The 24476-nt window shown below is 42.3% G+C and carries 24 protein-coding genes; 19 read left to right on the top strand and 5 right to left on the bottom strand.

The features are described from left to right. Positions 1-254: 254 nt before the first annotated feature. The gene (gene sigK, locus CI597_RS05145; protein WP_024727820.1) at positions 255-878 is read left to right on the top strand and encodes an RNA polymerase sporulation sigma factor SigK; all 624 of its coding nucleotides are present in this window, start codon (positions 255-257) and stop codon (positions 876-878) included. Between the two features lie 147 nt (positions 879-1025). Beyond that, a complete protein-coding gene (locus CI597_RS05140) occupies positions 1026-1205 on the top strand; it encodes a hypothetical protein (RefSeq protein WP_024727819.1) in 180 nt (59 codons plus the stop codon). A 35-nt stretch (positions 1206-1240) separates the two neighbouring features. Here CI597_RS05140 and CI597_RS05135 read toward each other — a convergent pair whose 3' ends face one another. Both CI597_RS05135 and CI597_RS05130 read right to left on the bottom strand, forming a co-directional pair. Beyond that, positions 1241-3238, bottom strand: a complete 1998-nt coding sequence (locus CI597_RS05135) for an NAD(P)/FAD-dependent oxidoreductase (RefSeq protein WP_024727818.1) — start codon at positions 3236-3238, stop codon at positions 1241-1243. Between the two features lie 126 nt (positions 3239-3364). Next, positions 3365-4255, bottom strand: coding sequence for a LysR family transcriptional regulator (locus CI597_RS05130; RefSeq protein WP_024727817.1), 891 nt, complete (start codon positions 4253-4255; stop codon positions 3365-3367). A 205-nt stretch (positions 4256-4460) separates the two neighbouring features. Between CI597_RS05130 and CI597_RS05125 the strand changes: the two genes are divergently transcribed. The 8 genes from CI597_RS05125 to CI597_RS05085 all read left to right on the top strand — a co-directional run bounded on the left by CI597_RS05125 (position 4461) and on the right by CI597_RS05085 (position 12030). Beyond that, complete coding sequence (locus CI597_RS05125; protein ID WP_006567234.1) at positions 4461-5336, top strand: shikimate dehydrogenase; 876 nt, start codon at positions 4461-4463, stop codon at positions 5334-5336. Between the two features lie 31 nt (positions 5337-5367). Then, entirely contained in the window at positions 5368-6540 is a 1173-nt protein-coding gene (locus CI597_RS05120; RefSeq protein WP_024727816.1) for an MFS transporter, read from the top strand. A 13-nt stretch (positions 6541-6553) separates the two neighbouring features. Continuing rightward, positions 6554-7321, top strand: a complete 768-nt coding sequence (gene aroD / locus CI597_RS05115; RefSeq protein ID WP_024727815.1) for a type I 3-dehydroquinate dehydratase — start codon at positions 6554-6556, stop codon at positions 7319-7321. Between the two features lie 324 nt (positions 7322-7645). Then, entirely contained in the window at positions 7646-8131 is a 486-nt protein-coding gene (locus CI597_RS05110; protein WP_034549458.1) for a TRAP transporter small permease, read from the top strand. Positions 8132-8133: 2 nt separating this feature from the next. After that, positions 8134-9423 (top strand): TRAP transporter large permease, encoded by a 1290-nt coding sequence (locus CI597_RS05105; protein WP_024727813.1) that lies wholly within the window; start codon positions 8134-8136, stop codon positions 9421-9423. A 13-nt stretch (positions 9424-9436) separates the two neighbouring features. Continuing rightward, on the top strand, positions 9437-10444 hold the full coding sequence (locus tag CI597_RS05100) for a TRAP transporter substrate-binding protein (RefSeq protein WP_024727812.1): 1008 nt from the start codon (positions 9437-9439) through the stop codon (positions 10442-10444). A gap of 68 nt (positions 10445-10512) precedes the next feature. Further along, positions 10513-10938: a hypothetical protein gene (locus tag CI597_RS18390; RefSeq protein WP_235824551.1), complete on the top strand. Its 426-nt coding sequence runs from the start codon at positions 10513-10515 to the stop codon at positions 10936-10938. 102 nt (positions 10939-11040) lie between these two features. Further along, the gene (locus tag CI597_RS05085) at positions 11041-12030 is read left to right on the top strand and encodes an ABC transporter substrate-binding protein (protein WP_024727810.1); all 990 of its coding nucleotides are present in this window, start codon (positions 11041-11043) and stop codon (positions 12028-12030) included. 93 nt (positions 12031-12123) lie between these two features. Here CI597_RS05085 and CI597_RS05080 read toward each other — a convergent pair whose 3' ends face one another. Beyond that, the gene (locus tag CI597_RS05080) at positions 12124-13665 is read right to left on the bottom strand and encodes a nitrite/sulfite reductase (RefSeq protein WP_024727809.1); all 1542 of its coding nucleotides are present in this window, start codon (positions 13663-13665) and stop codon (positions 12124-12126) included. A gap of 146 nt (positions 13666-13811) precedes the next feature. Here CI597_RS05080 and CI597_RS05075 point away from each other — a divergent pair, with 146 nt between their 5' ends. The 3 genes from CI597_RS05075 (at position 13812) to CI597_RS05065 (ending at position 16503) form a co-directional block, all read left to right on the top strand. Further along, positions 13812-14306: a YqeG family HAD IIIA-type phosphatase gene (locus CI597_RS05075; RefSeq protein WP_024727808.1), complete on the top strand. Its 495-nt coding sequence runs from the start codon at positions 13812-13814 to the stop codon at positions 14304-14306. Between the two features lie 283 nt (positions 14307-14589). After that, complete coding sequence (locus CI597_RS17715) at positions 14590-15741, top strand: amidase domain-containing protein (RefSeq protein WP_024727807.1); 1152 nt, start codon at positions 14590-14592, stop codon at positions 15739-15741. Positions 15742-15756: 15 nt separating this feature from the next. Then, positions 15757-16503 carry a hypothetical protein gene (locus tag CI597_RS05065; protein WP_095142887.1) on the top strand — a complete coding sequence of 249 codons (747 nt, stop codon included), beginning with the start codon at positions 15757-15759 and terminating at the stop codon, positions 16501-16503. Positions 16504-16577: 74 nt separating this feature from the next. Here the strand turns inward: CI597_RS05065 and CI597_RS05060 are convergent, their stop codons facing one another. Continuing rightward, on the bottom strand, positions 16578-18569 hold the full coding sequence (locus CI597_RS05060; RefSeq protein ID WP_024727804.1) for an FAD-dependent oxidoreductase: 1992 nt from the start codon (positions 18567-18569) through the stop codon (positions 16578-16580). Positions 18570-18804: 235 nt separating this feature from the next. Here CI597_RS05060 and CI597_RS05055 point away from each other — a divergent pair, with 235 nt between their 5' ends. From CI597_RS05055 to CI597_RS05035, 5 genes are all read left to right on the top strand, one after another. Next, positions 18805-19689, top strand: a complete 885-nt coding sequence (locus tag CI597_RS05055) for a LysR family transcriptional regulator (RefSeq protein ID WP_024727803.1) — start codon at positions 18805-18807, stop codon at positions 19687-19689. A gap of 97 nt (positions 19690-19786) precedes the next feature. Then, on the top strand, positions 19787-20563 hold the full coding sequence (locus CI597_RS05050; RefSeq protein WP_024727802.1) for a shikimate kinase: 777 nt from the start codon (positions 19787-19789) through the stop codon (positions 20561-20563). A 10-nt stretch (positions 20564-20573) separates the two neighbouring features. After that, positions 20574-21764, top strand: a complete 1191-nt coding sequence (locus tag CI597_RS05045) for an iron-containing alcohol dehydrogenase (RefSeq protein ID WP_034549453.1) — start codon at positions 20574-20576, stop codon at positions 21762-21764. A gap of 65 nt (positions 21765-21829) precedes the next feature. Continuing rightward, entirely contained in the window at positions 21830-22387 is a 558-nt protein-coding gene (gene efp, locus CI597_RS05040; RefSeq protein ID WP_024727800.1) for an elongation factor P, read from the top strand. 2 nt (positions 22388-22389) lie between these two features. Next, a complete protein-coding gene (locus CI597_RS05035) occupies positions 22390-23262 on the top strand; it encodes a DMT family transporter (RefSeq protein WP_024727799.1) in 873 nt (290 codons plus the stop codon). 66 nt (positions 23263-23328) lie between these two features. Here CI597_RS05035 and CI597_RS05030 read toward each other — a convergent pair whose 3' ends face one another. After that, entirely contained in the window at positions 23329-23784 is a 456-nt protein-coding gene (locus tag CI597_RS05030) for a winged helix-turn-helix transcriptional regulator (RefSeq protein ID WP_024727798.1), read from the bottom strand. A 323-nt stretch (positions 23785-24107) separates the two neighbouring features. Between CI597_RS05030 and CI597_RS05025 the strand changes: the two genes are divergently transcribed. Continuing rightward, on the top strand, positions 24108-24458 hold the full coding sequence (locus CI597_RS05025; protein WP_024727797.1) for a cupin domain-containing protein: 351 nt from the start codon (positions 24108-24110) through the stop codon (positions 24456-24458). Positions 24459-24476: the final 18 nt, after the last annotated feature.

Genomic DNA, 24476 nt, shown 5'->3' with positions numbered 1-24476 from the left:
ATCTGGTTATGCATGGATTCCTGATCAAGATATTGGATCATATTTTGTATATTCCCCAAAACCATTTCCCATTTTGAATTCTCATCAATATGATATAAATCGTTCATAGCAGACCTCCTAAATAAAACAATTTATATTGTAAGTTTAACACATTTGAGAGAACCCTTACAGCCGGTGAAATATCTTTTAGAGGGAAAAGCACTATTGGACAGAGGAAGGCATACAATGTTAAAAAGGCTTGGAGGTTGCTTTACTTGCAGGCATTTTTAGAACCGCTGTCACAGGAAGAGGAACAATATTACTTGAAGAAAAGCCGCCTGGGGGACATGGAGGCCAGGAATATATTAGTAGAACACAATCTCCGTCTGGTTGCACATATTGTTAAAAAATATAATAACTTTGACAGGGATAAGGACGATCTGATATCCGTGGGAACGATTGGGCTGATTAAAGCGATCAATACCTATAACTTGGAGAAAGGGCACCGGCTGGTGACCTATGCTTCCCGATGCATTGAAAATGAACTGCTCATGATGCTGAGGCAGGAGAGAAAGAGTGCAAAGGACACTTCGTTATATGAGCCAATTGGGATTGACAAAGAGGGGAATGAAATTAATCTTTTGGATGTACTGGGGGCGGATGAAAACGATATCGTAGATGAACTGGACCTGAAGGAAAAAATCAGAGATTTGTATAAAATGGTGGATGAGATGGAACCGTCCAGGGAGAAAACAACTCTGATCATGAGATACGGATTATATGGCAAAAAACCCATGACTCAGAAAGAGGTGGCAAAAGAACTTCATATATCGAGATCTTATGTGAGCCGTATTGAAAAAAAAGCTGTTGAGAAGATAAAAAGAAGATTAAAACTATAATCAGGATATCTGCCGGAATTGTAAATTAGATCCCGGCAGTTTCTATTTTCTGTAAGTAAACTTCGGTTGATAGAAGCCGGAGAAACAAATATAATTGAAAAAAACAGAATCAATAAACAGGACCGGCCAAAGCCGGGGAGGAAATAAATGAGGATAGAAATTGCAAAACTGCATCGTTCAAGGCTTCAGGAGGCGATGGATCTTATGTGGGAAACCTTTGCTTCCAGGTTCCAGCCAAAAGATTTATTTGAACTTGTGCGTAAGGAAGATATTGAAGAGACAATAAGAAAGGGAACCAATGATGATGGTTCCCTTTCTTTCTATTAAGGAATATGTTATGAAAAGAGTTTGGGGAATATTATTTATAAGTATTCCATGTCGGAAAGTACTCTTAAAATGTTATGTCCTTCCTGAACACCGTCGATGATACGTCTTGCACGGACGCTGTCACCGATATTGATAATTTCTACGTTGGTATCCGCATATACCTCACGGATCTCCTCTAGGATCGGAGCGTTGGCACGCATTCCGAGACAGACGAATCCATAGTCAAATGGCAGGTCTTTTTCTTCACCGTCTGCTTTTACGAGGAAGGAATCGGCCTTGACTTCGCAGAGAGCAGTGTTCGGCATCTGGTTGACCTTATACTTTTTCATCAGTGCATTAACACCGGATTTAGAAACAGGGTCTAAATCTTTACCGATGGCAGGCATCATCTCTACGATGCTCACCTCTGCGCCTTTTGGTGCAAAATATTCTACAACATCCAGTCCCACGGCACCGCCTCCGATGACAGCGACCTTCTTGCCTGTGCAGTCTTCCGGATAGTCAGCCAGATGATTGATCATGCCGGAAATAGAGGCAACCTTGGAGCCTTCCTTGTCGATATGGTCGTGAAGACCTTTGATCGGCGGAAGCAGAGGATTGGATCCTGTGGCATTGACGATGATATTCGGGTGCAGAGCCTTGATCATCGGCAGTGTGGCTTCCTGTCCTTTAAAGATAAACAAGTTGTTTAACCTGGATGCCCTTACTTGAAGATAGTGAGGGAAATCAGCGAGACGTTTCTTGTCAGGAATCTTGGAGATTTCCACGGAAAGTCCTCCCAGATGATCTTCCTTTTCTAATAAGAATGTCGTGCAGCCAACTTCCGCAGCCGTACATGCAGCTTCCAGGCCGGCAGTACCGCCTCCGATAACGACAACGTTGCATGGTTTATTGATCTTGTGCTTTTTATAATCAGCACCGTCGTTTACCGTAGGATTAATCGTACAGCGGATCGGGCGGTTGACACCGATTCGGTTTCCTGCGCATCCGATGTTGCAGGAAATGCATTTCCTTAATTCATCTTCGTGCCCTGTGGCAACCTTTTTCACCCAGCATGGATCTGCGATGAGACCGCGTCCCATACCGATGATATCAGCGTCTCCGCGGGCAAGAATATCGTCAGCAACACGTGGATCACGAATATTACCCATAGTCACACATGGTTTTCCGTATTTTTCCCTGACAGCCTTTGCCATATAAGATCTCCAGCCGTCTTCTAAGTAGTTGGCGTCGATCTGGTACTGGATGGAACCGTTTAATCCGGCAGACACGTCGAAAACATCGACTTCTTCCTGGAAATACTGGAGGTAGTTCAAAGTATCATCCAGGGTATTTCCATGTTCCATAAACTCGTCGGCACTTAGACGGACGAAGATTGGGAACATCGGTCCAACCTGTTTTCTGACTTCTTCTAATACCAGCCTTGCAAATCTGGCTCTGTTTTCCGGAGAACCTCCAAATTCATCAGTTCTGACGTTAGTCGTAGGAGATAAGAACTGACTGATCAGGTAGGAGTGTCCCGCATGGATCTCAATGCAGTCAAATCCTGAAGCCTGTGCGCGCGCAGCTGCCTCTCCATATTTTTTAACAATTGCATAAATCTCATCTTTTGTAAGCGGACGGGGAATTTCTCCGCCTTCTTTGGATGGAATATTTGATGCGGATACCGGCTGTATATTAGTACGTTTAGACTGAGCGGACGCACCTGCATGATTTAACTGAAGTCCGATACATGCACCGTGGGAATGGACAGTCTCACAGAGTTTAAAGAAACGCGGCATGTAATTGTCGTGGTCGATCCTGATCTGAGTTGTACCGTTTGAACCGAGAGGGGAATCTACGCTGGCATTTTCCACCATAATAAGACCGACACCGCCTTTTGCCCTCTGTTCGTAATAATTGATATGGAGAAAACTCATCTCTCCGGTCTGTTCTCCATAGTTGGTTCCCATCGGTGTCATCATGATGCGGTTTTTCATCGTCATGTTTTTGATTGTCAACGGACTGAAAATATTTTTATAATTGCACTTCATTGTGTACCCTCCAAAAGATTATCGATTTCTAATTAGGGTTGTTATCATTGCATTTGGGTGATCTGTAATGATAAGTTCATTATAAAGCAAAGATAATTATTTAACAAATTGATATTTTTTTTGAAATCAATAGTTTTTGTCTATCGTTTTTTTTACGAAGACAATAAATTTCTCTACAGCAGGGATCATAATGTTGTTCTTCAGGTACGCCATGTAGACAGTGTGATAAGGTTTCACGTTGCTTAAGTGAAGGATCTCCACGTCATATTCCCTCAGAGATTCCACATGGGCCACGAAGCCGATGCCGAAGTTCTCGGCTACGAGAGCGGCAATGGCATTTTCATCGGAGGTTTCAAATGCGATCTCAGGTTCCATCCGGTTTTGCCGGTAGATGGAAGTTGTAAACTGGCCCAGGCCGGAAGTGCGGTCATATCCTATGACTGGGTAGGACAGAAGATCTTCCAGCAGAACTTCTTTTTTATGCTTCAAGGGGTGCTCCAGCGGCGTGATGACAACCATCTCCTGATTGATGACCGGGACGAATTCGATCTCAGGCTCATTGGATACGTAAGAGCCGAAGATGACGTCATATTTTTCAGACTTCAGATCACGGAGCATTTTGTTAGTGATTTCCTGCGTCATGGAAAAGGTGATATTGCTGGAACCTTCCGAATTTAAGAAACTGCGCACGAGGTGGGGAATATACGATTTGGCAAGTGGAAACACGTAGGCCAGGTCGATGTGGCCTCCCTTGGAGTTGGCCAGAGCCTTCATTTTATCCTCAGCAATCTTCACTTCTTCGAGTATTTTATTGACATGCTCTAAAAATATCTTTCCGTACTTAGTCAGCTCGATATTTCTTCCATTTTTCCGGAAGAGAGGAAGCCCCAGTTCCTCTTCTAAATTGGCGATGGAGCGGCTTAGACTGGGCTGGGATACATTCAATTCTCTGGCTGCCTGATGATAATGCTGCAGGGTTGCGATTTTTTGAAAATAAGAAAGCTGGTTTAAATTCATAGAGAGTACCTCGTTTCTTGGGAAAGTGCAATGGCTATTTATATAAGGAAGCATAACATAAATGATAGCAAAAATCTATTAAAAAGTATTAAAAGATGTATTAGAAGTATCAATAAGATCCGTGTATAATAGTTTTTGTAAGGTTGTTAAAAAATTAACTTTTGGGTGAAGAAACAACAGGGTAAGTAGAAAAGGAGAATGACACATGGCAGAGAGAATCACAGGACATACAGAATTGATCGGGCTGATGGCATATCCGATCAGACATTCCAGTTCACCGGCAATGCACAATGAAGCATTTGCCACATTAGGACTTGATTATGCATACTTGGCGTTTGAAGTTGACAATGACACATTAGAGGATGCGGTAAAAGGACTGCGTGCCCTGAAACTGAAGGGTTCCAACGTGTCTATGCCGAACAAGACAGTTGTAGGCAAGTACTTAGATAAGCTTTCACCGGCAGCAGAGATGGCAGGAGCAGTCAACACGATCGTCAATGAAGACGGAGTTTTGACAGGACATATTACCGACGGAATCGGCTACATGCAGTCACTGAAAGACAATGACATCGATGTGATCGGCAAAAAAATGACAATCACAGGAGCAGGCGGAGCTGCAACGGCGATCGAAATTCAGGCGGCACTGGACGGTGTCAAAGAAATGTCAATCTTCAATATCAAAGATAAATTCTGGGAGAATGCAGAGAAAACCGTTGAGAAGATCCGTGCAAACACAGACTGTATCGTAAATCTTTATGATCTTGATGATAAAGATAAATTAAAAGAAGAGATTGCAGACAGCTATCTGTTTGCACAGGCAACCGGTGTTGGAATGAAGCCTCTTGAAGGCCAGTCAGTGATACCTGACGCGTCATTCCTGCGTCCGGACCTGATCGTCACCGACACTATATATGCACCGAGAGAGACTGCACTTTTAAAGATGGCAAAAGAAGCCGGCTGCAAGACAATGAACGGTCTTGGTATGATGCTGTTCCAGGGAGACGCGGCATTCCACCTGTGGACCGGAAAACATATGCCGATCGACCACATGAAAGAAGTGTTGGATATTAAATACGACTAAATCTAGAGAGGAAATTTGAGAGGAATCAATTATGAACAAAAAATATTATCCCAGTGCGTTTATTTTATACTTAAATTATTTCATCCATGGTATCGGATGTTCTGTATTAGGCCAGGTAGCAGTAAAAGAAACTTTGGTAAAGCAGTGGGGAGCTTCTGACATCGGGCTGGTAACAATGGTAGCGGCAGCGCTGGGGCTTGGACGTTTGATCGCCCTTCCATTTGCAGGACCTCTTTCTGATAAGCTGGGAAGAAAAGTGGCATCCATCATCGGCGCAGGCTCCTATGCGATCTTTTTCTTAGGCCTTGCTATGTCACCAAATATGACGGTTGCATACATAGCAGCTGTATTAGGAGGAATCGCAAACTCATTCCTGGATACCGGTGTGATCCCGGCTTGTGTTGAAATTCTGGCTCCAAGATCCAGTATGGCAACGATGCTCACCAAGTTTTCAATCTCCTGTTCACAGCTGTTAATGCCGTTTATGATCGGTGCCATCGTTGGAGCAAACCTTTCCTTAAATGTATTATTATACGTATGCGGTGTTGCCATTGCCATCATCGGCGTGCTTGTTTTATTCGCACCTCTTCCGAAGATGGAGACAGCAGGCGGGGCAAAATCTTCTCTGATCCAGGATATCAAACATGCAAACTTCTCATTGGAGAGTATTGCGCTGATTATCATCGGATTTACAGGAACAGCAACATTCCAGCTCTGGCTGAACTGTGCTCAGGATTTCGCGAAGGAATATGCAAAGATTGGTGATCCTTCTGTGATGCAGACATACTACAGTACGGGATCTCTCGTAGCTATCGTTGTTACAACTGTTTTAGTTAATAAGATAAAAGGGGTAAGATTCTTATTCGTATATCCTCTGATCGCAGCGATTATGATTGCGCTTGTTTATCTGCTGAGAACTCCTTCTATCTGCTACATCGGATCAGCAGTTGTCGGATATTCCGCAGGAGCCGTTGTACTTCAGCTTGTGACAGCGACAGCGAACGATCTGTTTCCGAAAATCAAAGGAACTATCACGAGTATAGTTATGATTGCGTCCAGCTTATCTAACTATACAATCCTCTCTCTGGCTGGTACAATGGATAAAGCAGACATTTTATTAATGAACATTGGAATCACTGTTGTCGGAGTATTATTGGCTCTGTTTGTCAATGTGAGATACAAGGCAATGGAAGAGAAAGCTTAATAAGGAGTAGAAAATGAATCCAGTAAAAGTTAAAAATGTAGAGATTGGAACAGGTGTTCCTAAGATTTGTGTGCCGATTGTGGGCGTGACAAAGGAAGAGATCATCGCCGAGGCAAAGTCTTTCCGGGAGATCCCGGTAGATGTTGTGGAATGGCGCGTAGACTGGTTTGAGGGAGTCTTCGATTTTGCCAAAGTAGAAGATGTGTTAAAAGATTTGAGAGAAGCTCTTTCAGATACACCGATTCTCTTTACCTTCCGTACATCCAAAGAGGGCGGAGAAAAAGCCATTGAGCCAGGTCCGTATGCAGAACTGAATAAAAATGCAGCGAGAAGCGGATATGTAGATCTTGTAGATGTGGAGGTATTTACGGGAGATGATATCGTAAAAGATATCGTGGCGGCTGCGCATGAATGCGGCGTAAAGGTTGTGGCTTCCAACCATGATTTTGACAAAACTCCTTCAAAAGAAGAAATTGTCAGCAGACTCGTGAAAATGCAGGAATTAGGAGCTGATATTCCTAAAATCGCTGTCATGCCGACCTGCAGGAGAGATGTACTTACACTCCTTGCAGCGACGGAGGAAATGTATACAGATCATGCAGACCGTCCGATTATCACTATGTCTATGGCAGGAACGGGACTGATCAGCCGTCTCTGCGGAGAAGTGTTCGGTTCGGCGCTTACATTCGGCGCAGCGAAAAAAGCGTCTGCTCCGGGTCAGGCAGCAGTCAATGAATTAAATGATATGCTTCAGTTCCTCCACGCAAATCAGGGACTGTAGAATTATAAAATCAAAATGACAGTAAGATAAAAGCAGATAATCTGACCCCAGGTTATCTGCTTTTTACTTCTGCGGACCATAGATGATTTGAGGCGGCAGGATCATTGAACTCTGAGAAAATTTGCAATATTGATAGATAAAAATTATTAATTCTATTTGAAAAATCTATTTGTGGAATGAATTATTACCATGTATAATATAGTGGATTGGTTGTTAAAAAATTAACTTTTGGATGCTGTAATAATTACAGCGGGGAATCATGTTCAAATAGATAGAATCATGCTGGGGACAGCAGATCTCCGCTTACAAAAGAGAGGTATTAATATGCTAAAGTGGTTAGATGAAAATTTAGAAGAGTTTTTAATGGGAGTTTTCCTGATGGGGATGGTCCTGATCATGGGCATACAGGTTTTGGCGCGTTATGTTCTGGGAGCATCCCTTTCCTGGTCGGAGGAGATCACAAGATACCTGTTTATCTGGTCAGGCTTTATCAGTGTCAGCTACTGCACAAAAAAGTGTATCTCCATTAAAATTGAGCAGTTTGTGGCAATGTTTCCTAAAAGGGGAAGGGCCATCTTTAAAGTGGTGAACCATACCATTGAACTTGCATTGTTCCTGTATCTGATCCCATACTCTATCCTGTATTTAAAAAGTGCATTTGAAAGCGGACAAGTTAGCCCTGCATGCCATATACCAATGTACTACATACAGGCAGCACCGCTGGTAAGTTTTCTGCTGGTGACAATTCGTATTTTACAGAGATGGCTGATTGAGTTTAAAATCGCAGTTGGAAAGGATCAGGAGGTGTAGGTATGTCAGCGTTATCAGTATTTATTATTTTCTTTTTGTGTTTGATCATTGCGATACCGATTTCCATTGGACTCGGTATTGTGTCGGTACTTCCGGGAATCTTTGACTCTTCTTTTACGGCAAGCGGCCAGTTTGTCATCCGTTCCATGCTGGGAGGAATCGACAGTTTTCCGCTGCTGGCGGTGCCGATGTTTGTTTTATCAGGCATGGTGATGGCAAAGGGCGGAATTTCAAAAAAGATTTTTGATGTATTTGTATATTTTATTGGAAAATTTACAGCGGGAATGCCATGTGCAGTTATCGTTACGTGTCTTTTTTATGGAGCAATTTCAGGTTCAGCACCGGCGACGGTGGCAGCAGTGGGCAGTATGACGATCCCGATTTTAATTAAGCTCGGTTATGATAAAAAATTTGCGACAGCAATCGTTGCGGTTTCAGGAGGATTGGGTGTCATTATCCCTCCAAGTATCCCTTTTATTATGTACGGAATGGCATCCGGACAGTCTGTCAGTGATCTGTTTATCGCCGGGATTCTTCCCGGGATTTCTATCGGTCTGCTGCTGATGGTATATGCTGTTTTTTACTGCAGGAAACATGGTGAGGATAAAGAAAAGATCCGGAAAGAAGTACAGGCACTTCGTGACAAAGGCCTGCTTACTGTGCTGAAAGACAGTTTTTTTGCACTGCTCAGTCCGGTCATTATCCTTGGCTGTATTTATACTGGTGTGGCTTCCCCTACAGAAGCAGCGGTGATTTCTGTTTTTTATTCTGTATTCGTAAGCTTATTTGTCTACAAGAGTATCCATGTAAAAGACTTATGGGGAGTTATGATCGAGGGAATCCATACCTATGCGCCTATTTTATTTATACTGGCAGCATCCGTGGCATTTTCAAGAGTCCTGACGCTGATGCAGGTTCCTCAGACAGTCAGCGAGTGGATTCTTGGAACATTCCACAATGGAATTGTCATTCTGCTGGTAATCAACGTCTTCTTACTGCTTGTGGGTATGGTTATGGATACGACACCGGCTATTTTGATTCTGACACCGATTCTGATGCCGATTGCAGTGGGCGTTGGAATGAATCCAATTCATTTTGGTGTGATGATGGTAGTCAACCTGGCGATTGGTTTTGTAACTCCGCCCATCGGAGTCAATTTGTTTGTGGCTTCATCCCTGACTCAGATCCCGGTAGTGGATATCGCAAAGAAGGCAATGCCGCTGATCCTTTGTTTCCTTGTGGCTTTGTTACTTATTACATTTATACCGCAGATCAGCCTGGCGCTGTTATAGGAGGGGGATACAGATGAAAAGATTGATAAGATTTGGTATTGCGGCTTTATGTGTCGTCTCTGTCTTGGCTCTTAGCGGATGCAAGAAGAAAAGTGATGACGGTGTGCAGCGGTATGCGTGGCCTCTTGGAACTTCCAGCCCGGAAGATACCGTGACGCAGCTATATTCTCAGAAGTTTGCAGATGAAGTAAGCAGATTGAGTAAAGGGAAAATGAAGATTGAGGTATATCCAAACAGTACGCTGGGGGGAGACAGGGAACTGCTGGAGAGCTGTTCTGACGGTGATATTCCTTTTGTTGTGCAAAATACGGCACCTCAGGTTACTTTTATGCCGGATACCGCTGTCTTTGATTTGCCAAGTGCCTTCACTACGATTGAAGAGGCAAGAGCTGCCGTAGACAATCCTGTATTTTATAAGAAGATGGAAAAGGTTTATGAAAAAGGTGGATTTAAGCTGCTTGGTTATGCGGACCAGGGATTTCGTGTCATGTCTACCAACAAAGAGGTGAAGTCGATTGATGACTTTAAAGGACAGAAAATCCGTACCATGGAAAACAGCTACCATATGGATTTCTGGAAGGCACTGAAAGCCAATCCGACGCCGATGACGTTCAGTGAGGTATACATCGGCCTGCAGCAGAAGACCATAGACGCACAGGAAAACCCATATGAGGTCATTGTGTCAAGCAAACTTTATGAACAGCAGGATTACGTGGTAGAAACAAATCATCTGCCCCATTATATTTCTCTGATTGTAAGTGATGAATTTTATAAAGACCTTCCGAAAGATCAGCAGAAGATTATTGAGGAGGCGGCAGAGACGGCAAAGGAATATGCAAGGAAAGCTTCGGATGAACGGATCGAGGACCGGATGAAGGTCATAAAAGATAGTGGTACAAAGATTGTTGCGCTGGATAAGAAAACTCAGGAGGACGTAAGGAAAGCGGCTTCCGACATATATAAAAGCATTAAGGAAAATGTATCAAAAGATATTTTTAATGCATATTTGAATCAGAAGTAAGATCAGCAGGCTCTTTTATTGGAAAGCAATAAAAGAGCCTGTTCTTTATTTTACAGGAAAGGTTCTGAGTGATACACAATATTTGGATGAACTTTCACCCGCAGTTGAACTTTGCACCGCAGCCGAGAGTAAAGACAGAAAGCGGAGAAAAAATAAAAGGTTTTGTGGGAGTTTCCAAGGCATCTAAATTTGCAGTGAAAGGAATTGCACTGATTGTTATCGGTCGCACCTGTACAGCCACATTCCAGATCTTTCTCGCTGTAATGTTCGTTATGGAATATTACCTTCTGGTAGCTGTAGAATTAATAGATGACGGAGATACTCTGGCAGTTTGCGGAGCCGGAGGAGGCATTGTAGATCCGTTACTATTGATCGAAGCTCTGAAAGACAGATATCTGGAGACAAAGGAGCCAAAAAATTTGACGCTGTGGCATTTCAGCGGACTGGGAGACCGTGGGGACCGCGGAATGCCACCTGAAAGAGAAGCGCTTTAAGGCAATAAACTTGCACCTGCTGGAGTTATACTATATAATAAAAGAAAATATTGTCAGCAAGATCATTGGCAAATACTGGTGAGGGGGAATATATACCAGATTATGAATAAAAAGTGCGGAGCGACTGTATTACTTCTGCTGTGTGTCTTGTTTCTGGCCTCGTGCAGGGGAAACCATGACAAGGACAAAAAACAGATAAAAGAAGAGTCATATACAGTGATAAAAGATTCCACCGGGCGAAAAGTAGAGATAAAAAAAGAACCGGAAAAAGTAGTAGCGTTATCGGCTTCCCTGTCGGATGTATGGCTGCTCTCCGGAGGAGAATTATGCGGAGCTACTGCAGATGTGCTGGAAGAAGAGGTAGTTCACGAAAATCTTAACAAAAAAAAGATTAAAAATGTTGGTTCTGTCAAATATCCGGATCTGGATGCTGTTCTTTCCCTGAAGCCGGATTTGGTTCTGATTTCAGGAAACATTGAGGAGCAGATGGATACAGCTGAGACTCTAAAGAAAGAAAAAATTCCATATTATATTGTCAGGATGAATACTCTGGACGATTACCTGAACGTTTTAAAACAAATGACGGAAGTAACCGGAGAAGAGGATAATTATGAGGAGTATGGAGAGAAAGCAAGGGAGGAAGCGGATTACCTGCTGAAGCAAGTACCAAAAGGCAGGAAAACGACTGCACTGGTGCTCAGAGCTTATTCTGCAGACATCAAGGTAAAGACAGAGGAAAATGTAGTCTGCAATATCCTGCAGGACATCGGAGTAGAGAATGCAGCTGCGAACAATAAAAATCTTGCGGAAAATAAGACTCCTTCACTGGAGGCGATATCAAAGAGCGATCCTGATTATATTTTTGTCACAACCATGGGAGACAGAAAGCTTGCCCTGAAGAAGCTTCATAATACTTTGGAAACGGAATCCGGATGGGAGGATTTGAAGGCTGTGAAGCAGAAGCACCTTGTTATTCTTCCGAAAGAACTGTATCAGTATAAGCCAAACAGCCGGTGGAGCGAAGCCTATGAGTATATTCTGTCGATTGTATATCCTGATACTTTTCATTCGGCAGTGGAAGAGAGCAAATAAATAATTATAAGGGAATACAATTAAGAGAAGATAAAAATAAAAAAGCACCCCATTGGAAAATGTTAAAAACATTGATGCCAATGGGGTGTTTTTTTATTTTGTATATTTTTGGATGATAGCTTTTAGAACATCTGGATTTTCTTTTATCCAGTCGGAATATAATTTGTGTTCTTTCTGTACTGCCTGTCCAATTTCTATTAAGAAGTCCGGAATATCTGTTTCCAGAATGGTTCCGGCGTCCTCCCCGAACTGTGCATTGCCCTGTGTTTCCTCTCCGCCGATATACAGTTGGAAGGCTGCAAGAGGTTTTTTATCAATAACCTTTGTGGCTCCGCGGAAGCCAAGTGTCCCAATCTGGTGAGTTCCACAGGAGGATGGACAGCCGGAAATATGGATCTGCGGGAGCACACCGTTCGAAAAATCTAAGGGGCGGATCTTATCCATGACAGCTTTATAGAGCTTTTGAGAGTCTCTGAGACCTATCTGACAGATCCCGCTGCCAATACAGGCGACAGATGTCTCAAACAGGTTGGATGCACTGTCTTTGGTAAGTTCCAGGAGTTCCAGGGCTTCCTCTTTGTTACAGTTGATGAAATAAAGGCTTTCGTCTGGGGAGATTCTCAGGACCACCTGGTCCATCTTCTGTACAGCTTCATTGATCGGTGCGATCAGCTCCGGCGGGATATTCCCTCCAAACGGATGATATAAAACACTGTAAAGACCGTCCTGTTTCTGTGCGGTAATCCGGAAGTTTTCCTCAAGGAAGCCGCAGCCTTCTTTTGTCACAGGAACTTCCTGTACATTGAGGTCAAGAGAATCTTCAGCCATTGCCTTGCTGAGGTTTTCAAGAAAAGCAGCCCGGTAGCCTTCCTGGCCCAAAGTATCCTGCATATACCGTGTTCTGGCTTTCCCGCGGTTTTCATAGTTGCCGTGCTGTATAAATGTCAGAATCATAGCTTTAATATAGTACAGTACTTTTGATGGGTCTGTCCCTTCGTCTACGAGTATGCCCATTTTAGGATTGTTGCCAAGGCCGCCGGCGCTGTAAACGTCGAAGGTGTGATCCTTGCGGGCAACAAATCCAAGATCACGGAAAGTGGCGTGTGTTATATTCTTTGGAGAATTAGAGAAACAGACTTTCAGCTTTCTGGGCATTTTCACCCGTTTGATGAAAGTCAGAAGATAATCGGCGGCCTCTCTGGCATATGGAAGCACGTCAAAGTATTCTTCTTTTTCTACTCCGGAGAGAGGAGAAACCATGACATTTCTGGGAAAATCACCGCCGCCGCCTCTGGTGATAATATCATGCTCAAACGCTTCCTCGATGAGGGAAGATACGGTAACATCATTTAGATTGTGTACCTGTACGGTTTGACAGGTGGTCAGATGGAGTTTGTCTATCTTATATTTTTCAACACTGTCCGCAATAAACTGGAGTTTATCTTTCGTAATTTCTCCCCCGGTAAACCGAAGTCTCAGCATACTGGAACCGCCGCCCCTCTGTGCGTAGCTTCCAAATCCTCCTGAAAAACCTTTATATTCTTTAACGCTGATTTCTTTTTGATAAAACTTTCTGGTCATTAAATGAAATTCGGCCAGGTCAGCCTGAAATTCTTTTTTTAATTCCTGATCCATGTTATTCTCCTTTGCCATATTTAACAGTTTTCTTATTTTATTATAGCATTTCTTAAAATGCACGTCCACATTCAGGGAAGTTTGGCTTTTTTTCAGTTATATGCTAGAATAGGACAAAAGAAAAATAAAGGATGGATACACAGAAGATGTTTGAGAAATTTTACCCGAATGAATATATGGACAGTACTTATTCCATTGACTTTAAAGCATATTATGACAGAGGATACCGGGGGATTTTATTTGATGTAGATAATACCCTGGTGCCTCACAATGCACCCGCAGATGACCGGGCAGTCCGTTTTTTCAGGGAACTGAAAGACATCGGCTTTGATTTTTGTTTTATGTCCAATAACAAGGAACCCAGAGTGAAAAAGTTCTGCGAAGCAGTGGAAGGAACCTACTATATTTATAAAGCGAACAAGCCTATGGTGGGAAGTTATGAGAAGGGCATGAAGCTGATGGGAACAGACCGGTCTAATACACTGTTTGTGGGAGACCAGCTGTTTACGGATGTCTACGGGGCCAATAGGGCCAATGTTTACAGTATCCTTGTAAAGCCCATGAATCCAAAAGAGGAGATACAAATCGTATTGAAACGGTATCTTGAGAGGATCGTTCTGCATTTTTATAAGAAAAGTTGAGTAAAAATTATTACATGATTTTTATCGAGGATAGTATGCTGATTGTAGTGGAATCAGCATACTATTTTTTGTTTTTGTAATAAAGAAAATGTTTATATCAAGCAAATATTAAAATTATATTAGGAATTAATAACATTATGGTATAAGTAGTCATAACTGTTGACATAGATGGTTCTACGGATTATTATTTAGTATATAACTATCAGATTAGTAAAGAAGGAGGAAGAGGTATGAAAAAATAATAAGCATATGTTGTATAGTTTTAGGCTTTATTCTATTTGCTTTGCAGAATACATTTGCCAATGAATTTGTTGAAAAAGAATCAACTGATAATGTTCAAATTAAAAAAGTCTTGAATAATTTTTTTATGGATAAGAATAAAGCTTTAGCCCATTTAAAGATGGATTCCAAATTAAAATCATATTTTAATTCTGATGAAAATTTAGAGTATTTTGATTTAGATACTTTAATAAAGTATCGTAAGGTTCAGAATTCAGATCTGTGTTTTGAAAAATTTAATTCTGAACTTACTTATAATAAGATTTTAATTAATGAAAGCAAGGCAAAAGTATCATTAACTGAAGATATTAAAATCCATTATAATTGTTCAAAGGACACAGAATCAGAGGAACTACATGAACATTTGATTTATTTAGAAAAAATAAATGGAGAGTGGTTTATACAGAATGATAATGTAGAAGGAGACTTTAAACAAGCACTCAAAACGATGAAAGATAAGCAAACCGATAAAGCCGCTCTAGAGAAAAAGCAAAAAGATATAATTAAGGTTGCCAAATCTTATGTTAATAAATTAGAGCAGGAACAATCTAATAACATTCAAAGTTATGAAATGACTGATACTAGTGCAGCAAAGAAAAAATATAAATTTAGTAGTTATGATAGAAATAAGGCTAAAGCATATGCATTAAAGTACGCTTTAAAGCCTAATCCAAATTATCCATTTTATTCTGGGGATGGAGACTGTACAAATTTCACTTCTCAATGCCTAAAAGCTGGCGGAATTACTGAAGATAAAGAAGGTAAAGAAGCATCTAAAAAATGGTATAGATACAATTCATCATGGAAAGGTGCACAGATGTTTCACAACTACTGGCGAGAAAATAAGGGATCATCATCAGTAAAGGGCTTGAAAGCATCTAAGACTAATATGAAAGGATGCAGATTAGGTGATATTGTTCAGAAAGTACCATGGAATAGTAAGGTAGGACAGTATACAGCTACACACAGTGTAATCATTTCTGGTTATGTCCCTAATCCTACTACTCCAGGTGATCCATGGAACAGAAAAAAGGATGTTTTTATTTGTCAACATTCAAGCAATAAGAAAAAAGACATGTTGCGAAACGTCCCACTGAGTTCTCGAGGATGGATGACACAAGCGAAATATGTTCATATAAGTGGTTCATATAAATGACAGAAAGGTAGGATTATGAGAAAAAAAATACTTCAATTACTTATTTCCGTATTTATCATTGTTTTTGGAACAGCGTGTCAGGCTACGGGCATTAAAGAGCAGAAAAAATATCCTGAGACAAAAAAAGTAAAAACAGAAGATATGAAAACGTTGACCAAGCAACAATTTTATAAAGTAAATAAAAAAAAATCAGCCCCAGGTGATGGATGGGAGCTGATATATTACAACAAAGACAAAATATTAATCTCAAATGTTACATCTCTTGTAATTCTGAGAAAAGCAGATAGTAGATTTCAAATTGATAAAATATTAGATTTGAAAAAGTATGATTTGAATCATTCACAGTCGGAAGAGACTACAGAGTTACTTCCCAGTAACAATGGGGAACAAATCTTGCTCTATAACTCATATAATTCTGACAGTAAATTATTGGCGGAGGAAAATGACAGTCTAATCAGCTGGGTTGCAAATTTTACAACAGTAACAATGAAAGAGTATAGAGGAAATGATCTCGAAAAAATTGCAGATTTAGAACAAGGAAGTTTTTTTAACTGTCTGTATACATGTAAAATGATTCAAAACCCAAGAAAAATAAAGGGGGTTGACGAAAAAAATAAAGAAATCAAAGTATTTACAACAGCTTATGATGACACCCAGATTCTAGTGAGCACTGATATTAACGAAAACAACATGTTATCCTTAAAAATCAGTAGTTATAATACCTCAACAAAAAGAATAATAAATCTTTTTCGGTTTACCTAATAAATAAAAAGGGTCTTTGGAAAAAGCATGACAATAGCTTTTCCCAAAGACCTTTAAAATATCATTAATGAAATTTATAAGAAGTGATGTCTCTCCAGTGCGATCAGGATATCACGTCCCTCTTTGACACCTTCGATCATACGCCTTGTCTTTGCACTGTCACCAATGTTGAGAACTTCAATGCCCTCATCCACAAAATGATCGTACAGAGCCTGCAGCGCCGGTGTGGCAGACTGCATTCCGAGACAGATAAATCCGTAGTCAAAATCTAATTCCAGATCCTTATAGTCATGACGGACAATGAAAGAATTCTCTTTCACTTTCAAAAGGTTGGCATTCGGATACTGAGTGACTTTATATTTCTCCAAAAGCTCATTGGCACCGGTTCTTGTGATCAGATCCAGGTCTTCTCCAAAATGAGGCTTTTTCTCTACAATGGTCACGTCTGCTTTTCTAGGAGCAAAGAATTCAACCACATCCAAACCGACATTTCCTCCGCCTATGACAACGACTTTTTTGCCGGAAAGATCTGTTTTTTCAAATGTGTCTACCTTGTCAACCAGGTCAAAGATTGTAGAGACATTTCCTTTCTCAAGGTTTTCCTTAAGGCCTGGAATATTCGGAAGCAGTGGGTTGGAGCCGGTTGCGTTGACAACGATGTCCGGTTTGAATCCGTCTACAAATTCCGCGGTAGCTTCTACATTCTTGCAGATAAACAGGTTTTTAAGGGCCATGGCTCTTTTTTCCTGATAAGCAGGGAAGTAACCAAGACGTTTTTTATTCGGCATGTTGCCCACACGTCTGGCCAGTCCGCCAAGCTGGTTGGTCTTTTCGATCAGAACAGTGGAACATCCCACCTCTGCTGCAGTACATGCGGCTTCAAGGCCTGCGGTACCGCCTCCGATAACAACCACGTTGCAAGGCTTCTTGATATGCTCTTTTTTATAATTTTCTCCGCTTACTACAAATGGATTGACAGTACAGCGCATCGGTTTGTTGCTGAGCGTTGCAGTACATCCATTGTTGCAGGAGATACATTTGTTGATATCATCGGTGTTTCCGAACTGTACTTTGTTGACCCACTCAGGATCTGCGATCAGTCCTCGGCCGATACCGATCAGGTCAGACTGGCCGCTCTTTAAAATCTCATTGGCGATCTCAGGTTCACGGATATTTCCTTCAGCGGTACATGGCTTTCCTGTTTTCTTCTTAACAGCCTTGGACATATAAGATTTCCATCCGTCCGGAAGGTAATCTGCGTCATGCTGATACTGGATTGTACAGGTAAGACCTGCGGATACTGCAAATACGTCTACATAATCTTCAAAATATTCAACGATCTCCAATGTGTCATTCAGTGAGTTTCCGCCTTCAGTGAGCTCATCTGCACTGATTCTCAAAAAGATCGGGATATTCTCGCCTACAACTTCGCGGACTGCTTTTAAGACGAGCGTTGTAAAGCGTGCACGATTTTCTTTGGAACCGCCAAACTCATCTGTCCTGTCATTGGTCAGCGGGGATAAGAACTGGTTCAGCAGATAGCCGTGTCCTGCCTGAATCTCAACAGCATCAAAGCCGGCTGTGACTGCGCGCTTAGCAGCGTCTGCAAACTTCTGGACAATACCGTGGATCTCTTCTATCGTAAGAGGTCTCGGGATGTCTCCTCCAGCTTTTGATGGAATATCAGAAGCAGATACCGGCTGGATATTTGTCACAGAACCGTCCGAGTCGGCACCGCCGTGATTGAGCAGAATGGAAGCGTTGGATCCGTATTCATGGATCGCTTCACAGAGCTTGTACAGCCCGTGGATGTAGTTGTCATGGTCAATTCTCAACTGGTTCGTGCTTAAAGATCCCTGAGGGGATGCGACACTGGCACCTTCCACTGTGATGAGGCCTATGCCTCCTTTTGCATGTTGTTTATAATATGCAATCAGTTTATCACTGACTTCTCCTGTTCGCTCAGCAAAATTTGTTCCAATCGGCGTCATGACAATACGGTTTTTTAATGTCATTGATTTTACTGTAAATGGTTCAAATAGATTGCGGAAATTCTTTGCAGCCATAGTTAGTTCCTCCATTTTTCTTTCTATTTCACTGCAATAATTATATCAAACTGTGTATACAAATGCAATGAAGAATATACCCACAGGGCACACCGTATTGTAAATCCTCGGATGGGAGTGCTTCGCACGATAAGGTATACCCACAGGGCATACCGTAACTCATACCCTTCGGGTGGACGTGCTCCGCACGATAAGGTATACTCATAACTAAGAAAACCAATTCCGGAGGGATCATATGAATCTGAATCATCTATATTATTTGAGAACACTGGCGAAAGAGCAGCACTACACCAGGGCTGCCCACATTTTAAATATCACCCAGCCCAGTCTGAGCCATGCCATCAATGCTCTTGAAAAGGAGTTAAATGTCAAATTGTTTGAAAAAGTTGGAAGAAATGCCAGGCTTACCAAAGAGGGTGAGCTTTTTTGCCGATATGTGATACAGTCACTGGACATGCTGGATGAAGGAAGGCGTGTGGTGGGTGAAGTATCCGGAATGGCCGGCGGATATATCGACATCGGATATATTTATACTCTGGGAAGTCATTTTATCCCACAAAATATGAGTGATTACATGAAAGAGAATGAGGGTAAGAATATCCGTTTTTCTTTTGGACAGGGAACCACAGAGCAGATGATCGGGGAATTGAAAAAGGGTACCTATGATCTCGTATTTTCATCCTATAAAGAGGGTGAAGACCGGTTGAATTTCACTCCTGTTGTGGAAGAAGAGCTTGTGCTGATCACGCCCAAAGGACATCCTCTGGCAGGGGAAGAGGCCGTTGACCTGGCAAAGACAACGAATTATCCTTACATTATGTTTTCGCGCAAAAGCGGTCTGAGGCCGTTTATCAATAAACTTTTTACTGAGGTAAAAGCGCAGCCTTTCATCGCATATGAAGGGGAGGAGGATTCCTCTGTTGCAGGCCTTGTGGCCGCCGGGCTCGGGATTTCTATTGTGCCGAGAATTCCTATTCTGGAAACCATGGAGGTGGAGGCAATCCCCATTAAAAGGCCTGAGATCAAGAGATATATCTATCTCGTTACACAGAAGGATAAATATCTCTCACCGATCGTTGAAGACTTTATAGGGTTTATTAAATCCCGGCACCAGATATAAAACGATGAGGTACGGCTGAGCACAATATTGAAAGAAATGCCGGATTATGGTATACTGAACCACATTAGACTACGATTGAAGAAAAGTGAGGAACACAATGGGAAGGTTAGAAGAGATCAGAGAAAGACTGGAAGTCTGCGACAAACAGATCGTGTCGGTTCTGGAAGACCGGATGGACATTATCAAAGAGATCATGGAATACAAAAAGGAGAACGGACTTCCGATTCTGCAGCCGGAACAGGAAAAGCGGCAGCGCAAAATGCTGAAAGAGCATGTAAAAGAGAATACATATAAGGAAGAGATCCTTGATATTTTTACGTATATTGTGGAAAACAGCAGGAAAATCCAGGCAAGGACTTTGTTTACACACAATATCTTTCTGATTGGATTTATGGGTGTCGGAAAGAGTACAGTATCTGACTATTTAAGCAAGATCCTTGCGTCACCGCAGGTAGAGATGGATCAGGTAATCGTTAATAAAGAACACATGTCGATTAACAAGATCTTTGAGGAGTACGGCGAAGAATATTTCAGAAACTGCGAGACCAACCTTCTGATCGAGCTCCAGAAAAAGAATAACCAGATCGTCTCCTGCGGAGGCGGAGTGGCGATGAGAGAGATTAATGTCCGGGAGATGAAGAAGAACGGCAGGGTTGTTCTCCTGACTGCTTCACCGGAGACGATCCTGGAGCGTGTCAAAGACAGTGACGAACGTCCCCTGCTCAGAGGGCGCAAGAATACGGAGTACATCTCGGAACTGATGGAGATTCGGAGACCGAAGTATCGCGCGGCGGCAGATATCATTGTAGATACAGATCATAAAAATGTCGAAGAGATTGCGGAAGAGATCGTTGGAAAATTAACCCATCTATAAAACAGGAGGAATGAAGATGCAGGCATTTACCCATTACACACCGACAGAGATTGTTTTTGGAAAAGCTTCAGAGGACAGGGTGGCAGAGCTGGCGAAGAAATATCACGGCTCCAGAGTGTTCGTTGTCTATGGAGGAGGAAGTGTCGTAAAGAGCGGGCTGCTTGGAAGAGTGACCGGGACACTGGAAGCGGCAGGGCTCAAGGTGGAGACCATCGGCGGAGTAAAACCGAATCCAAGACTTGATTTTGCCAGAGAAGCTGTTCAGAAGGCCGTTGAATTCCAGGCAGATCTGATTCTTGCCGTGGGAGGCGGAAGTGTGATCGATACTGCGAAGGCAGTTTCGCACGGAGCTGCAAATCCGGATACGGACATATGGGAGTTTTGGTCCCGGAAAAAGAAAGTGGAAAAAACACTGCCGGTAGGTGTCATCCTGACTCTCGCAGCCGCTGGAAGTGAGACCAGTGATTCAGCCGTCCTCACCAATACGGAGATCCAGGTAAAAAGAGGTCTCAGTACGGATCTGAATCGCCCTGAGTTTGCCATCATGAATCCGGAACTTACCTATACGCTTCCCAAGTATCAGGTGGGCTGCGGCATTGTCGACATTATGATGCATACATTGGACCGTTACTTTACGAAGACAAAGGGCAATCAGCTGACCGACGAGATCGCCGAAGGGCTTCTTCGGACCGTGATCGCCAACGGAAGAATCGCGATCCAGGACTCTCATAATTATGAGAGCATGAGCGAGATCATGTGGTGCGGAAGTATTTCACACAACGGACTGACCGGTCTTGGCGCTGAGAAAGATTTTGCTCCTCACCAGCTGGGACATGAACTGAGCGCCAAGTTTGATATCGCCCACGGAGCCAGCCTTTCCGCCGTTTGGGGAGCATGGGCAGAGTATTCCTACATGGAAGATGTAGACCGGTTTGTGCGCTTTGCCGATAAGGTGTGGGGAATTTCCGGGGACAATAAAGAAGAAGTGGCGAGAAAAGCGATCAACGCTACCGTAAATTACTTTAAGTTACTGGATATGCCGACCTGTTTTTCAGAAGCCAAAGAAATCGGCCTTAAGACAGAGGACGAACTGTGGACGATGGCCGACGGATGTTCCTACAAAGATACGAGGACCATTGGGGCTTTTCGTGTCTTAAATAAAGAAGATATCTTTAATGTATATAAATTGGCAAATAAATAGTTGATAAGAAGTACCATTTATTATAGAATGTTATAGAACAAAATGATTAAGGAGGAAATTACGATATGGTATCCGCAGGAGATTTTAAGAATGGGCTGACCATCGAATACGAAGGCAATATTTATCAGATTATTGAGTTTCAGCATGTGAAGCCTGGAAAGGGAGCAGCCTTCGTGCGCGCGAAGTTAAAAAATATCAAGAGTGGGGGTGCGATTGAAAAGTCTTTCCGTCCATCTGAGAAGTTTGAGAATGCTCACATCGAACGAAAAGAAATGCAGTATTTATATACAGACGGTGAATTATTCCATTTCATGGATCCGGAGACTTTCGACCAGATCGCTCTGGACCCGGACACCATTGGGGAGTCACTGAAGTTTGTAAAAGAAAATATGAACGTTACTCTGGTTTCACACAACGGAACAGTTTTCCAGGTAGAGGCTCCTCTGCATGTAGAACTGCTCGTGACGGAATGTGAACCGGGAGAAAAAGGAAACACAGCTCAGGGCGCTACAAAGCCTTGTACGGTAGAGACGGGTGCAAATGTCAATGTCCCTCTGTTTGTCAACCAGGGTGATACATTGAAGATTGATACAAGAACCGGGGAATATTTATCCAGGGTATAAGCTTGTCAAAAAACCAGAAGATTCGGGGGATCGTCTGCATCATCCTGTCGGCGTTCTGCTTTGCATGGATGAATGCATTTGTAAAGCTTTCCGGAGATCTTCCGTCGATTGAAAAGAGCTTTTTCAGGAATCTGGTAGCCCTGATCTTTGCATTTGTGATGATCAAAAGAAGCGGCGCCGGATTCCATTTTCAGATCAAGAATTTACACTGGTTTATCCTAAGGTCCTTAGCAGGGACCTTAGGTATTTTTTGTAATTTTTATGCGGTGGATCATCTGGTGCTTTCGGATGCGTCTACGCTGAACAAATTGTCACCTTTTTTTGTCATTGTATTTTCTTATCTGATCCTGAGAGAAAAAATTTCCGTATTCCAGTTGACTTGTATCACATCCGCATTTATCGGCAGTATGTTCATTGTAAAACCAAGTTTTGCATCGGTCTTGGTTCTTCCGGCATTCATCGGATTTTTAGGAGGGATGTTCGCAGGATGTGCCTATGCCTGTGTAAGAAAGCTTGGAACCAGAGGAGAGAGAGGACCGTTCATCGTGTTTTTCTTCTCTACATTTTCCTGTATAAGCTGCATTCCGTTTATGATTGGAACTTTTCGTCCAATTTCAGGGATACAGCTTGTGTATCTGCTCCTGGCCGGACTTGCCGCAGCTGGCGGGCAGTTTTCCATCACGGCGGCTTATACGTATGCGCCCGGAAAAGAAATATCCATCTATGACTATACTCAGATTATCTTTTCGACACTTCTCGGATTCTTTTTGTTCGGGCAGGTGCCGGATGGATTCAGCATCCTTGGGTATTTCATTATCATAGCGGCAGCGGTCGTTATGTTTTTTTACAATAACCGCAGAGAAAAAGAAGAGTAATTTCCTGTACCGGAAATATCCTTGATTTAATATTGGTGTTGCCCAGTGTGAACTGGGCAACTTTTTTTATTTTCCGATATCATATTTTTTCTGTGCATCGTAATGCAGCAATTCCTGCTGCCTCTCATACATCCGAAAGATATCTTCCAGCTGTTCTATGTATTTACGATCCGAGTGTACATCAAAATTATCAGGGTCGATCTCAATTCCGGATTCAGCCATCCTGCGCATACTCCATACATAAAGTATATCAAGGGCCGGTATCAGATCTTCGCCGCTTTGGGTCAGGACATATTCAACCTTCAGGGGGATTGTATTGTACTGGATCCTGCGGATCAATCTATCATGCATTAATTCTTTTAACTGCTGGCTTAATACCTTCTCACTGATAGGAAAATGGTTTAGGGTCTGGTTGAAACGGATCTTTCCATGGTAGTGAATGTGATGGAGTAATGTCATTTTCCATTTTCCTTTAATACAATTTAAGGCAAAATGATAGGGGTTTGTACCTTTTTGCTCCATAGAATTCCTCCTTGTAATGTTTTTGTCTAATTATAAGGTTATGTGTATTGTATAACACTGAGAATAATTTTGTAAATGATTTTGATAAAAAAAATAACGGAAGTGCTGGGGCAAATAACCGGAAAAGTAAGAGAATATGCGGTGAAAAGGTAGTTACTTTATGGTTGGCAGGTAACCAAATGGTTACTGAGTGACAGAATTGTAAGTATTGTACGCATAAAAATACAATGCTATCATCATAGATGTCGAAGGAAAACAGAAAAGATGCATCTACTTCGGGTTGATTTGTGAAAAAAGTATCAAAATTTAGAAAGGAGATTTGAATGATCAAAAGAACATTAGAAGAATTAAAAACCTATGAAGCACCGGGACATTATGGGATGACTGCCATGCGTATTCACGGAAAAGAGGAAACAGGGGCAGAGAAATTCTGGGTCGGATTGTCAACATTCCTTCCGGGCGGAGGAGCAGAGTATGCCTATGAAGATAATCCACTGGAAAAAGTATACTATGTGCTGGAAGGTGAGATGTCTGTCCGGGATTCGGACAATCATGAATATATCATCCATGCAGGAGAGTCTATTTCATTCCCTCCGAATGAGGGGCGCTATTTAGAGAACAGAACAAATAACGCAGCAAAAATGCTGGTAATCATCAATTACCCGGAAGCATAGAAGAAGCGGAGGAGCATC

Origin of the sequence: Anaerostipes hominis (ex Lee et al. 2021) (assembly GCF_002270485.1) — a bacterium.
GTDB classification, from domain to species: Bacteria; Bacillota; Clostridia; order Lachnospirales; family Lachnospiraceae; genus Anaerostipes; species Anaerostipes hominis.
Note: the sequence above shows the minus strand (reverse complement) of the source record. Positions and strands in the feature narration are given on the sequence as shown.